This is a genomic window from Bradymonas sediminis (assembly GCF_003258315.1).
Lineage (GTDB): Bacteria > Myxococcota_A > Bradymonadia > Bradymonadales > Bradymonadaceae > Bradymonas > Bradymonas sediminis.
In genome coordinates, this window is sequence record NZ_CP030032.1 from 3,222,195 (window position 1) to 3,235,393 (window position 13,199).

Sequence of the window (13,199 nt, forward strand, 5' to 3'; positions counted from 1 at the left end):
CCGAAGACCTATATGATCAACCTGGACAGCGGTGAGAGCGGCTATTTGCCGGCCGGCGCTGCCGCGCCCGAGGGCGTCAAGACGCAACTCGACCTAAGAGATTTAGGGCGCAAGGAGAGCGTCTGTAAGCGCCTGGGCGACGCGAAGGTCTCGCGCTCCGACTATGACGGGGGCAATATCGACATCGTGTATCCGGATGGAACCCGGACCCGCCTGGTCACCATCGAGGGCAATAAGCGCGGCTGGCTCGACAACGCCTATTGGAGCTCACAACATTTCTTTACCTCGTCGTGCAAAAATGTCGTCTTCACCCATGACTCCCGCGTGATGGTCGTCAACGTGGAGAATAAGCAGGTATTCCATCTTGAGGATGGCTACCGGCCATTTGTTTTGACGCGGTGACCTGCGTGAAATTTCGCCATCCGACAAAACCAGCACACGTCACCAAAAACCACCACGCAAGACACATAAAACTAAATTCGCAATTCAAGCCCATTTACGATAAATTCACACTTATGGGATATTTAGCCGCGCCGGCTATACGCCACGGGCACACAGCGCTATTTGCGGCGTCCGCGGATATAAAATTCGCGCAGTCCCACCAAAGGCGATAGAGCGTCTTCCATCGAAGACGACCCCGCGCGGGCGTTCACCCCGGTTTAATACGTTCAGAATTTCGGAATCATTTTGAAAGACAAGCTGTCCCCCAAAATCATGGACCTATTGCTGGACACCATTTGCGCCGTGGACCTGCAAGGGCGGTTTGTCTATGCCAGCGCGTCCTGCGTGAACCTCTTCGGCTATACCCCCGCCGAACTTGAGGGGAGACTGCTCTTTGAGTTGGTGCATCCAGATGATCGCGCGCGCACACGCCTCGCCGCCGAGCGCGTCGCCGATGGCGAGCCGATCATGCATTTCGAGAATCGCTATATCCACAAGGATGGGCACACCGTGCACGTCATGTGGTCGGCGAGGTGGTCCGAGACCGACCAACTACGACTGGCCGTGGCGCGCGATATCACCTCGCTCAAGCAAGCCGAATTCATGCAGACTGCGCTCTATCGAATCTCGGAGGCCGGTCAGCGAGCCGAGGGGTTGCCGACGCTCTGCAAAGAAATCCATCATATCATCGACGAGCTCCTCCCGGTGCGAAACCTCAGCGTGGTCGTATTGCATCGGGAGTTGAAGACATTTTCGGTGCCCTATTGCGTGGGCGAGGCGAGGTGCCTGGTCAACGCGGCGTGCGCAGGCGATTCGGCGTATCCGGGCGATCCGGCGATGCGCCAACATTCTCAAGCCGCGCTCCTCGACTCACCAATCGCGCAGGTGATTCGCTCGGGTAAACCGTCGGTGACCCGCGTTCCGCTGGAGCCCGACTGCGCGCACGCAGGCGGCTGGCGCGAGTGGCTATGCGTCCCCCTTTTGGCCAATCAAAAGGTCATCGGCGCGCTGGTCATCCAGGGCGGCGTTGACGCCGAAGAATATACAGAAAAGGACCAGGAACTCCTCGAGTTTGTATCCGCTCAGGTCGCCGCGTCGATCGAGCGCAAACAAGCCGAGACGCACCTGCGCCATATGGCCGGCCACGACCCCCTGACCAACTTACCCAACCGCAACCTCTTCCTGGACCGGCTCGAGATGGCGCGCAGCCGCGCAAAGCGCGACGGCGAACTCCTGGCGGTGCTTTATTTGGACCTCGACGACTTCAAACAGGTCAACGATCGCTACGGCCACGAAACCGGGGATAAATTGCTGTGCATGGTGGCCAAGCGACTCGCGCGCTGCTTGCGCGCCTCGGACACCGTCGCGCGCATCGGCGGCGACGAGTTCACCGTCCTGCTGGTCAATATCCGAACGCCGAATTGCGCGGCGCTCGTCGGCGACAAAATCCGCGCCGCGCTAAAGAGGCCCTTCAACGTGCTCGGTCAAACCCTGACGGTTAACGCAAGCATCGGCTCGGCGATCTACCCGAGCGATGGCCAGGATTTTAACCAATTGCTGCGCAACGCCGATATGCAAATGTATATCGATAAGAGGCATAAACAGCGATTACTTTGAGCTATTTTGCCCCTGTAGATTGAACTTCTCCCCAAATAAATCGAGGACCCCATGACGCACAAAGATCCCGCCATTATCGCAGCCCGTAGCCCCGTCGAAGTCGAGCTTGAAGAAGGCAAGGATTATTATTGGTGCCGCTGTGGTCGCTCCCAAAACCAACCTTTCTGTGATGGCTCCCACCGCGTGACCGATATCACGCCGCTTAAATTCACCGCCGAAAAATCAGGCCCCGTGTGGTTATGCCGTTGCAAGGGGACCGGGGACCAGCCGTTCTGCGATGGCACACACGCGCGCCTCGGCGATCTTGAGCCGGGCGATGCGCTACCAACGCCGAGCACCGACACACCCAAGAGCGATAAATCCGCGCCCGCCGAGGTCACCCCGACGCCCGAGGAGCCGACGGTCGCCTATATTCATGAGTTGGCCCAGAACGGGCTGAGCAAGCTGGGGCCACACGGCGAGATTGCGGCGATGGGCGTGCCCAGAAAAGACCTGCCGCGCTGGGACGACATCCAGGTATTGCCGGCGCAGCTGGCGCGAAAACCCCTGCTCGAAGATGAGCCGGTCGAGACAAGCGTGGTCATCGGGCCGCGGGCGAAGAAGCCGCTGAAATTGGACATCCCGCTCTTCGTTTCGGATATGAGCTTCGGCGCGCTCTCCCAGGAGGCCAAGACCGCCCTGGCGCGCGGGGCGGAGTTGGCCGGCACCGGGATCTGCTCGGGCGAAGGCGGCATGTTGGCCGAGGAGAAGGCCGAAAACTCGCGCTATTTCTATGAATTGGCGTCGGCAAAATTCGGCTGGGATCTCGCGTTGGTCGAGAACGTACAGGCATTTCATTTTAAGGGCGGACAGGCCGCCAAGACGGGCAGCGGCGGCTTCCTCCCGGGGGGCAAAGTAACGGACAAAATCGCCGAGGTTCGGGGTCTTGAGGTCGGACAAGACGCCGCCTCACCGGCCACATTTCGCGATCTGCGCACCCCGGCCGACTTCCGAAAACTCGCCGACGAGGTCCGCGAGCGCTCCGGCGGCATCCCCATCGGCTTTAAGCTGTCCGCCAATCATATCGAGGCCGACATCGACTTCGCCCTGGAAGCCAGCGCCGATTATATCATCCTGGACGGGCGCGGCGGCGGCACCGGCGCGGCGCCGCTCATCTTTCGCGACCATATCTCGGTGCCGACCATTCCGGCGCTGGCGCGGGCGCGCAAGCACCTCAACAATAAGGCGGGCGACGAGGTCACGCTGGTGATCACCGGCGGGCTGCGCGTGGCCGAAGACTTCATCAAGGCGATGGCGCTGGGGGCCGACGCGATCGCGGTGGCCAATTCGGCGATACAGGCGGTTGGCTGCGTCGCCGCGCGCATGTGCCACACCAATCGTTGCCCGGCCGGCATCGCGACCCAGGACCCCAAGCTGCGCGCGCGCCTCGACGTGCAGAGCTCGGCGGAGCGCCTGGCGCGCTACTTCGGCGCGTCGGTCTCCTTAATGCAGCTCCTTGCCCGGGCCTGCGGTCACGCGAACCTCTCCGACTTGAGCGTCGACGATCTCACGACCTGGAAGCGAGAGATGGCCGACCTGAGCGGCGTTCCTTTTGGCGGGGTCACGGGCCGCTGAACAATAATCAAAGTCGATTTTCGGCACCCATGCCAAAGTCTCAGTTCACATCATCATTTTCAATATCGGGAGTATTATTATGACTCTAACTGGCGAGTGCTTTTGCGGCTCGATAACGTATAAAATCGCGGGCGGCGTTTCAGACGCGCGCTCATGTCATTGCTCACGATGCCGAAAGGCGTTCAGCTCACAGGCGTCCTCCTACGCACAGGTCAGCGCCGCCGAGTTCGCCTGGACCCATGGCCAAGAGTTCCTCTCGTCCTATATCAACGAAGAGGGTACAGGGCACCAGTTTTGTAGTAAGTGTGGCTCCACGCTATGTGGCATTGTCGAGGGCGAGATCCACGGCATTACATTGGGCTGCCTCAACGAAGACCCAAATATTGAAATTTCCCGACATATTTTTGTGGGCTCAAAGGCCGCATGGGAGGTCATCCCAAAGTCCGTCGTGCAATATGCTGAACATGCGCCGCACGACGACTAACCGCAAGCGAACGCGCGGCTACTTACCTGGGCTAAGTCAGCATCTTGGAGACCAAACGGATGAGCGAGCAGACGAAAAGTTCTCACTTCGAAGCAACACTTCTTCGCCCGGCCAAGCCGGGCAAAGGCGAGGCATGGACCTTTCTCGTCCTGCCCAAATCGGCGAGCGAGCCGCTGCCCAGGCGTGGGCGAACCACGGTCGAAGGGAGCCTGAACGGGCAGCCTTTTCAGGCCACCTTGGAGCCGGATGGCCAGCTAAGCCATTGGCTTAAAGTGCCCGAAGCGTTGCGCAAAGCCAGCGGCGCCCAGGTCGGCGACGCTGTGACCGTCGCGCTCAGGCCGTTGGATGAAGAGCCCGATCCCGAGGTACCCGCGGATCTGCAAGAGGCGCTGGACGCGTCGCCCGAGGCCCGGGCGACCTGGGAGGCGACGACCAACCTCGCCCGCCTCGATTGGATTCACTGGATTGAGTCGCCCAAAACCGCAAAGACGCGCCAAAAGCGCGTCGACAGCGGCTGCGAGATGCTCGCCGAGGGCAAAAAACGCGTGTGCTGCTTCGACTCCTCCGGCCACTATAGCAAGAGCCTGAGCGCGCCAAAGGCCGCGGAATAGGCGTCAATCCGCGTCAATCGCGGTCTCTCGGTAAACCCCTTCGATTCGATTGTCGGGCACCAGCCACATCAGCGCGACCAGCACATAGATAATCGCCGCGACCCACGCGCTATAAAAAGCGCCGACGATCGCGATGCTATAAAGCACGGGGGAAATCTTTCCTTTGATATCTCGCCCCAGCGCCCTGGCCAAAATCGAATCGCTGCCGTGCACCGTTAAAGTGCTGCGCTGCAGGATAGAATACGCGATGGCCGCCATCAGCAGGACCACCCCGTAGAGGGCCATGGGTAATTGGGCGAAGTCATTGACCCCCAACCAACCGGTCACGAAGGGAATCAGCGACAGCCAGAAGAGCAGATGCAGATTTGCCCATAAGATCTTGCCGTTTATCTCGCGGACGGTGTGCATCAAATGGTGGTGGTTATTCCAATAGATACCCACATAGATAAAGCTGAGAATATAGCTCAAAAAGGTGGGGTCACCTGCTGGAGCGTCGCGAGATCTGCCCCCTTGGGCACCTTCAACTCCAACACCATGATGGTGATGATAATGGCGAGCACGCCATCGCTGAACGCCTCAAGTCGATTGCTCTTCATTTGCATAGGCTTTTCCCTAAAGATCGCGCATTCGTCGGCACACCGCACCTTTGCGTCACGCACGTGCCAATTTATACCCCCTTAGTACACCTCTGGCGGCTATGTGAAAACCAATTCGCGCCGCCACCCGCGAAGCCGAAGTTTGACTTTCCAGCCTTCATGCCGACAACTAGACCCATCAGAATTCAACATCTGTAGCAAATATCGCCGCCGTGGGCCGTGTGCAGGGCGACCGTCTGGATGGATTTAGATGAGGTCTGGGAGGCGTTGTCATGAGAATAGAGGTCAAGAAATCGGTGGTGGCGGGCGTCATCAGCACGGCCATTTTGGGCGCGCTGATCCTCGTCGGGTCGCGCAACCTCTCGCACTTTGACGCCGCCCTGGTCGCCTATACCTTCGCGGTGCTCTTTGCGACCTTTGGCCTGGCCTACCGCTATACGATGTGGCTGCAGCGCCCGCCGACGGCGATGTATTGGCGCCGCGGCTGGCAGACCTTTTTTAAGAAGGGCTTTCGCCTGAGCAACCTGAAGGTCTGGGGCAAACGCGTGGGCTCGGACTTTGTGGCCAACCGCTTTATTTTCAAGCGCAGCAAACTTCGCGGGCTCACCCATATGCTCATCATGTGGGGGTGCCTTTTGGCCGTGGCCATCACCTTCCCGCTGGTGTTTGGGTGGCTTCATTTTAGGCCCTATCCCGCCCAGACCGACTGGTATCAAGCCGTCATTTTTGGCTTTCCCACCATCGCCTTCCCCGCCGACTCATCCTTCGCCACGCTGATGTTCCACGGGCTGGTCTGGGCGTCTTTTTTGGTCATTCCCGGGGTGATGCTGGCGATGCGTCGGCGCATGCGAGACGAGGAGGCGGCGACCTTGCAGCGCTTCTTCGAAGATTTCGTGCCGCTGATTCTGCTCTTCGCGGTCAGCGTCACCGGCCTGATGCTCACGGCGAGCTATACCTGGATGAGCGGCTACGCGTTTCAATTCATCGCGATCACCCACGCGATCACCGTCATCGCGACCTTTTTGTGGCTCCCATTCGGCAAATTTTTCCATATTTTTCAGCGCCCTGCCCAGCTCGGCGTGAGCTTCTATCAGGACGTCGGCCGGCGCGGCGAAAAGGCGCATTGCCGGCGCTGCGACCAGCCCTTTAGCTCGAAGATGCACGTCGAGGACCTGATCGAAGTCGAGCGCCAACTCGGGTATCGCTACGAGGTGGACGACGAAAAAATCGAGCATTATCAATGGGTTTGCCCTAAATGCCGCCGCGCGACCGTGGCCCTGGCCCAGGGCTCGCTCTGGGAGCAAGCACGCGGCGGCGCCCACCTCGCCCCTACAGGCGAGGCGAACCCGCCCTCGCCGACCTTCGCCAACCCCGGCCTCGGCCAGGGACCGCTGAGCAGCCAGGACGCCGATAATTTTCACCCTTAATTTTGCAGTCAAATCCTCGAACACAGTCAGCCAAAGGACGCCATCGATGAAAGACGCACCCTACCCCGAAGACCAGTCCGTTGAGATGCTTGAGCGCTTTGGCCCCCACCTGGCCTATATGCGCGGCACGCGCAGCGCCACCGACCTCGAGCCGGACCGGGTCGTGAAGACCCACTGCTGCTTTTGCGGCCAGCAATGCGGCATGAAGCTCAAGGTCAAAGACGAGGAGATCATCGGCATCGAACCCTGGTACGAATTCCCCTTCAATAAGGGGAAGATGTGCCCCAAGGGGATCAAACGCTACCTGCAAAATCGCCACCCCGACCGACTCCTCCACGCCTATAAAAAAGATCTGTCGAAGCCCGAGGGCTTCTCGAAGATGAGCTACGAGGAGGCCATCCAAAAGGTCGCGAGCGAGATCGATCGCATCCAAACCAGCCACGGCAAAGACGCCTTCGCGGTGCTGACGGGGGCGAGCCTCACCACCGAAAAAGCCTATCTTATCGGCAAATTCGCCCATAAGACGCTCCAAACCTCCAATATCGACTATAACGGCCGGCTCTGCATGGTCAGCGCGGGCGCGGGTAATAACCTGGCCTTTGGCGTCGACCGCGCGGCGAACCCCTGGAGCGACATCATCGGCAGCGAGGTCGTGTGGATCAGCGGGGCAAATATCGGGGATTGTGCGCCCATCACCACAGACTATGTGTGGCAGGCGCGCGAGCACGGCGCGAAGATCATCGTGGTCGATCCCAGGCTGACCTCCATCGCGCGCACCTGCGACCTCTTTTTGCCCATCAAGCCGGGCCGCGACGCCGCGCTCTTCAACGGTATTCTACATCTGATGATCGAGAACGACTGGATCGACCACGATTTTATTGCCTCCCAGACCGTTGGCTTTGAAGCCCTGGCCGAATCGGTGCACCCATGGACACCGCGGCGCACCGCCGAAGTCACCGGGATTCGCGAGAAGACCATCCGCCAGGCCGCCGAGTGGTGGGGCGAGGCGAAGACGAGCTTTTTGATGCACGCGCGCGGCATCGAGCACCACTCCAACGGCGTTCAAAATGTGCTGGGCGCCATCAATATGGTGCTCGCCTCGGGGCGGATCGGGCGAAAAAACTGCGGCTACGCCACCATCACCGGGCAGGGCAACGGCCAGGGCGGGCGCGAGCACGGCCAAAAATGCGATCAACTCCCGGGCGGGCGCAGCCTCGGCAACCCCGAACACCGCGCCGAGGTCGCCAAGATCTGGAAGATGGACCCGGCCGATTTACCAAAACCCGGGGTCGACGCCTACGAGATTTTTCGCGAGGTCGAGCGCGACAAGATCAAGGGTCTACTTTGCATCTGCTTTAACCCGGTGGTGTCGCTGCCCGACAACAACTATATCCGTAAGATGCTGGATAAGCTGGAGTTTTTCGTCTCAATCGAGTTCTTCATGAGCGAGACCGCGCGCTTTGCCGACATCGTGCTGCCCGGCTCCTTGCACGAAGAAGACGAGGGCACCGTCACCCAATGTGAGGGGCGGGTCATCAAGATCAATAAGGTGGTCGAGTGCCCCGGGGACGCGCGCCAGGATTGGCGCATCATCCAGGATATTTGCGCCGCGTTGGGGCGAGAAGACGGCATGACCTTCGAGAGCCCGGCCGCCATCTTCGAGGAGCTTCGCCAGGCCAGCAAAGGCGCGGTCATCGACTATTCGGGGATCAGCTACGAAAAGATCGAGCGCCAAAACGGCGTCTTCTGGCCCTGCCGTAGCGAAGAAGACCCGGGCACCCCGCGCCTCTTTGAGCCCGGCTCATGGAACCCCATCGCCGACGGCGAGGGGCCGTTCTATTTCCCCGACGGTAAGGCGCGCTTCAATGAGGCGACCTACCGGCCGCCGGCCGAAGAAATCGACGCCGATTATCCCTTTATGCTCACCACCGGCAGGGTCGTCAGCCAATTTTTGTCGGGGACCCAGACCCGGCGCATCGGCCCGCTCGTCGACCATTATCCCGAGCCCCGCATCGAGATTCACCCGCAGCTTGCCGAGCGCCTCGGCATCGAGGACGGCCAGTGGACGCGGGCCTATTCGCGGCGCGGCGACTGCACGCTTCGGGCCAGTGTGGTGCGCACGATTCGCCCCGACACGGTCTTTATCCCCTATCATTGGGCCGGCAAAAAGAGCGCCAACCAGCTCACTATTTCGGCCCAAGATCCCATCTCACATATCCCCGAATATAAGGTCTGCGCGGTCAATCTTGAGCCCGCCAATGGCCCCCCCGCATACGCCGCAAAGCTTGAGCCACAACAATAAGAAGCCAGCCGTAGGAGTCTAAACCCCAGCACCTTTTTGAGCCGGAGACTGCATGGCCATCGCCAGTGACAAGACCTTCTTCATCGACCCCGCGCGCTGCATCGGTTGCCAGGCGTGCGTGCAGGCGTGCAGCGAGTGCGCGACTCACCGGGGGCAGTCGATGATTCACCTGGAGTATATCGACCGGCGCCACTCGCCCCAGACAGTGCCGGTGGTGTGCATGCACTGCGACTCGCCGACCTGCGCCGAGGTCTGCCCGGCCGACGCGATCAAGCGCACCGACGATGGCGTCGTGCAAACCGCGCGCAAACCGCGCTGCATCGCCTGCAATAATTGCGTGCTCGCCTGCCCCTTCGGGGTGCCCAAAATGGACGCGGGCGCAAACCTCATGATGAAATGCGATATGTGCTACGACCGCACCTCCGAGGGGCTAAAGCCCTGGTGCGCGTCGGTCTGCCCCAGCCAGGCGCTCTTCTGGGGAACCCGCGAAGAGATCGAAAAACTGCGCCCTTCCTCCAAGCCCGCCAACGCCTTTCAATTTGGCAATCAGACCATCCACACCAAAGTGCAGATGATGGTGCCGCGCGGCCCTATCAACCTGATCGACGCCATCGCCAGCCTCAACAGCACCGCGGTGAGCCACGAGGTGACCGACGATATCTTGCTGAGCAATCTCTTTGAGCCAGACCCCTCTCCTCTGCCCCAAAACCGATAAGGTGAGCCCATGGACACTCCCGATCGCGACCCAATCTCGGCGGCCCCCGACGGGCGGCCCCTCGAAGAGCAGCCTAAATGGCGGCGAGATTTTCCCATCGACTGGCGCCAGGACGAATACGTCTCGCGCCGCGACCTGATCAAATTTATCAGCCTGACCAGCGCCGGCTTTGTGGTCGGGCAATTCGCGCTGGTATTCCGGCGTTTTTGGGGTCCCCCCGAAGACAGCGCGCCCGGCATCCAGGCCATCGCCGCCCTCGATGAGCTCGACATCGGCGAGACAAAACTCTTCGAATACCCCAAAGGGAGCACGCCCAAGATGCTCGCGCGCCTGGGCGAGCGCCAATTCGTGGCCTACGACCAACAATGCACACATCTCTTGTGCCCGGTGATACCCGAAGTTGTAGACGGCAAATTTCACTGCCCCTGCCACAACGGTTTCTTCGACGCCGCCACCGGCAATGTGCTGGCCGGCCCGCCGCCGCGCCCGCTGCCAAAAGTGAAGCTGGCCACAAAGGACGGGATTATCTACGCCACCGGCATTGAGAGGCGCACGTCATGAATCCAGGGGAGCAGGAAAAAGTACGTTTTACACGGGCGCGAAAATTCACGATTATCAACGCGATTCTGGTCTTCGTGGTGCTCATCGTTATTCTGCAATTGTGGCTTCTAACCGCCAGCATGAACGCCTACCTGGGCGACGACCCGACGGCGCTTATTCCCGCCGCGCTGGTGAGTCTGGGATGCCTCGTGCTCAACCTGGGCCTTGTGCGCTATGTCTACCGCCTTGAATAATCAGGACGAGAGCGCCACATGATCCAAAATGACAATCAGAACGCCGACGCGAGCCGCTGGGGACTCAAAGACTGGCCGCCCGCTTATTTTGCGCTGGTGATGGCCACCGGCATCGTCTCCATCGCCTGCCAACTGCTCGACATGCACCTGCTGGCAAAGGGGCTCTACGGGCTTAATTGGGTCTTCTACGCGGCGCTGTGGGTGATCGCGGGGGCGCGTCTCATCAAATATCCCCGCCAGATGAGCGCCGACCTGTTTAGCCACTCCCGGGCGGTCGGTTTCTTCACCTGGGTCGCGGCGACCGGCGTCCTGGCCAGCCAGAGCCTGCTGGTGGTCAATTGGCCGTCTATCGCCGTCGTTTTATGGTGGGTGACGATATTTCTGTGGTTGGGGTTCACCTACTCGGTCTTCACCGCGCTCACCATCAAAAGCGAGATGCCAAACCTCGGCCGAGATCTGCACGGCGGCTGGCTGGTGGCAGTGGTCGCGACCCAATCGGTGTCGGTGTCGGGGACCCTGCTCGCCGCGCACCACGGGGCCTGGGGCGAGCAGATGTATTTTGTCTCCCTGGTCACCTGGCTGGCCGGCGGGATGCTCTATATCTGGCTCATCTCGATCATCTTTTTTCGCTATACCTTTTTGCGCACCGATCCGGCAGATCTTAGCCCGCCCTATTGGATCAATATGGGGGCGATGGCCATCTCGACGCTGGCCGGCGCGCTGCTGGTGCAGGCCGCGCCGCAGTCCACGCTCCTGGGCGACCTGCTGCCATTCCTCAAGGGCATGACGCTGCTCTTCTGGGGGACGGCGACCTGGTGGGTGCCCATGCTCCTCACCCTGGGCGCCTGGCGCCACCTCTTTCGACGTATGCCGCTTCGCTATGACCCGCAATATTGGGGCGCGGTCTTCCCCCTGGGCATGTATACTGTGTGCACCCTGAAGATGGCGCAGGCGCTTAACACGCCCTTTTTGCTCGCTATCCCCCGGGTATTTATCTGGTTCGCCCTGCTCGCCTGGTCACTCGCCGCGCTCGGGCTTTTGGGCAGACTCGTGCGACGGGCCCGAAATAAAAGCACCGCATAGAATGTGCCCGAAGCCGCTAAGCGATCCCATGGATTCTTAGCATTTATTCAATATGACCAGGTATAGTTCATGATGTTAAACGAGGACCAAAACCCCAAGGTTCGCGCAGCATTCGAAAAATGGCCCCCGCTCATCTCCGAGCAACTCTATCGCCTCCGCGCTCTCATCTTAGAGGCCGCCGCCGAGCTCGAGGAAATCGGCGAAATGGAGGAAACCCTGAAATGGGGCGAGCCTAGCTATCTGGTGAAGGGCGGCAGCACAGTTCGTCTGGGCTGGAAGCCTGAGAGAGGCGACAACTATTTTATGTATTTCCACTGCCAGACAAAGCTAGTCCCGACGTTCAGAGAGCTCTACTCGGAGCAATTGGACTTCGAAGGGAATCGGGCGATCATCTTTGAAATGGGCGCCCCTGAACATACCGAGGCGCTTAAACACTGCATCAAATTAGCGCTGAGCTATCACCGTGTTAAACATCTGCCGATGCTGGGCGCAACAGCCACCTAAGGCGTTAAAAACAACTATCAGATCTAGACTTCAGAAAATGAAAATGACGCATCGTGGTGGGTGTTTTTGTGGCGAAATATCATACGAGATAACTGGTAAAGTCTGGGATGCCCGTTCATGCTACTGCTCGCGGTGTGGATGAGCCCTCGCAAATGACCAAATATGGACCATTAAAGTGATCAAAAAACCTATTTTGAATATCGCTGACGTTGAGCTTTCTCACACAAAACATGGCGAAAATTTCGAAGCACAAGTCGGCTCGATGGCGGCCAAAATCGGCGCCCAAAAGCTGGGGTGTCGCCTCACAGTGGTACCGCCGGGCAAAAAGGCATGGCCGTTTCATAGCCATCACGCTAACGAAGAGATGTTTTTAATCCTCGAGGGCACCGGAAGCTATCGCTTGGGCCAAGAGACCTATCCGATCAAGGCCGGCGATTTGCTCTCGGCGCCCGTTGGCGGCGCGGAGACCGCGCACCAGATTATCAACGACTCCACGGCGCCGCTGAAATATCTGGCCATGAGCACCATGCATGAGCCTGATATTATGGAGTATCCGGACTCTAAAAAATTCGGTGTCTTCGCGGGCTCAGCGCCCGGTGGCGCCAAAGCGGATCGACGATTCTCGGCGTTCGCGTTTTTAGATGATACGGTAGGGTATTGGGAGGATGAAGAATAGATTCCGTTCAATTGAATAGAAGACGAATATGTCGCGCGATTTCGCGCAGTCAGCCCCAAATGCACTGGACGAGACAACCAACTTTGCCCGCTTGGACTAGATACACTGGTTCGAGTCTCCCAAGGCCGCCAAGACGCGTAAAAAACGACTCCTGAACGGTTGCGAGCTGCTCGCCTCGGGGAAAAATCGCGTCTGTTGCTTTGACCAATCGGGGCATTATAGCAAGAGTTTAAGCGCACCGAAGACGGTTGATGAGGAAACACGAGGACGCCGAATCTTTACACCCACCATAGAGTTTGGGAGGTTCATTCATATTAATGCTCCGCGAGCTTCTT

Annotated in this window: 14 protein-coding genes and 1 pseudogene; 14 read left to right on the forward strand and 1 reads right to left on the reverse strand. The window is 59.5% G+C overall.

What is annotated here, in order from left to right:
• The first annotated feature begins 12 nt into the window (after nucleotides 1–12).
• The 5 genes from DN745_RS12170 to DN745_RS12190 all read left to right on the forward strand — a co-directional run bounded on the left by DN745_RS12170 (nucleotide 13) and on the right by DN745_RS12190 (nucleotide 4,767).
• Nucleotides 13–402, forward strand: a complete 390-nt coding sequence (locus tag DN745_RS12170; protein ID WP_111335209.1) for a hypothetical protein — start codon at nucleotides 13–15, stop codon at nucleotides 400–402.
• A 285-nt stretch (nucleotides 403–687) separates the two neighbouring features.
• Nucleotides 688–2,058, forward strand: coding sequence for a sensor domain-containing protein (locus tag DN745_RS12175; protein WP_204354981.1), 1,371 nt, complete (start codon nucleotides 688–690; stop codon nucleotides 2,056–2,058).
• Nucleotides 2,059–2,109: 51 nt separating this feature from the next.
• Nucleotides 2,110–3,672, forward strand: coding sequence for a glutamate synthase-related protein (locus tag DN745_RS12180; RefSeq protein WP_111335210.1), 1,563 nt, complete (start codon nucleotides 2,110–2,112; stop codon nucleotides 3,670–3,672).
• A gap of 79 nt (nucleotides 3,673–3,751) precedes the next feature.
• Nucleotides 3,752–4,156 (forward strand): GFA family protein, encoded by a 405-nt coding sequence (locus DN745_RS20230; RefSeq protein ID WP_111335212.1) that lies wholly within the window; start codon nucleotides 3,752–3,754, stop codon nucleotides 4,154–4,156.
• Between the two features lie 59 nt (nucleotides 4,157–4,215).
• A complete protein-coding gene (locus tag DN745_RS12190) occupies nucleotides 4,216–4,767 on the forward strand; it encodes a YdeI/OmpD-associated family protein (RefSeq protein ID WP_111335213.1) in 552 nt (183 codons plus the stop codon).
• Between the two features lie 3 nt (nucleotides 4,768–4,770).
• Here DN745_RS12190 and DN745_RS12195 read toward each other — a convergent pair.
• Nucleotides 4,771–5,363: pseudogene (locus tag DN745_RS12195) on the reverse strand (TMEM175 family protein).
• A gap of 272 nt (nucleotides 5,364–5,635) precedes the next feature.
• Here DN745_RS12195 and DN745_RS12200 point away from each other — a divergent pair.
• From DN745_RS12200 to DN745_RS12235, 9 genes are all read left to right on the forward strand, one after another.
• Nucleotides 5,636–6,790: an MFS transporter gene (locus DN745_RS12200; RefSeq protein ID WP_111335215.1), complete on the forward strand. Its 1,155-nt coding sequence runs from the start codon at nucleotides 5,636–5,638 to the stop codon at nucleotides 6,788–6,790.
• Nucleotides 6,791–6,836: 46 nt separating this feature from the next.
• Nucleotides 6,837–9,092 carry a molybdopterin oxidoreductase family protein gene (locus DN745_RS12205; RefSeq protein ID WP_166642392.1) on the forward strand — a complete coding sequence of 752 codons (2,256 nt, stop codon included), beginning with the start codon at nucleotides 6,837–6,839 and terminating at the stop codon, nucleotides 9,090–9,092.
• A gap of 52 nt (nucleotides 9,093–9,144) precedes the next feature.
• Nucleotides 9,145–9,807 (forward strand): 4Fe-4S dicluster domain-containing protein, encoded by a 663-nt coding sequence (locus DN745_RS12210; RefSeq protein WP_111335217.1) that lies wholly within the window; start codon nucleotides 9,145–9,147, stop codon nucleotides 9,805–9,807.
• 9 nt (nucleotides 9,808–9,816) lie between these two features.
• Nucleotides 9,817–10,368 (forward strand): QcrA and Rieske domain-containing protein, encoded by a 552-nt coding sequence (locus tag DN745_RS12215; protein ID WP_111335218.1) that lies wholly within the window; start codon nucleotides 9,817–9,819, stop codon nucleotides 10,366–10,368.
• Nucleotides 10,365–10,601, forward strand: a complete 237-nt coding sequence (locus tag DN745_RS12220) for a DUF6755 family protein (RefSeq protein WP_111335220.1) — start codon at nucleotides 10,365–10,367, stop codon at nucleotides 10,599–10,601. The genes DN745_RS12215 and DN745_RS12220 overlap by 4 nt, the downstream gene beginning before the upstream one ends.
• An 18-nt stretch (nucleotides 10,602–10,619) precedes the next feature.
• Nucleotides 10,620–11,684 (forward strand): tellurite resistance/C4-dicarboxylate transporter family protein, encoded by a 1,065-nt coding sequence (locus DN745_RS12225; RefSeq protein WP_111335222.1) that lies wholly within the window; start codon nucleotides 10,620–10,622, stop codon nucleotides 11,682–11,684.
• Between the two features lie 72 nt (nucleotides 11,685–11,756).
• Nucleotides 11,757–12,188, forward strand: coding sequence for a DUF1801 domain-containing protein (locus DN745_RS12230; RefSeq protein ID WP_111337656.1), 432 nt, complete (start codon nucleotides 11,757–11,759; stop codon nucleotides 12,186–12,188).
• Between the two features lie 43 nt (nucleotides 12,189–12,231).
• The gene (locus DN745_RS20285; protein ID WP_476727236.1) at nucleotides 12,232–12,330 is read left to right on the forward strand and encodes a GFA family protein; all 99 of its coding nucleotides are present in this window, start codon (nucleotides 12,232–12,234) and stop codon (nucleotides 12,328–12,330) included.
• Between the two features lie 120 nt (nucleotides 12,331–12,450).
• Nucleotides 12,451–12,864 carry a cupin domain-containing protein gene (locus tag DN745_RS12235; RefSeq protein WP_111337658.1) on the forward strand — a complete coding sequence of 138 codons (414 nt, stop codon included), beginning with the start codon at nucleotides 12,451–12,453 and terminating at the stop codon, nucleotides 12,862–12,864.
• Nucleotides 12,865–13,199 lie beyond the last annotated feature (335 nt).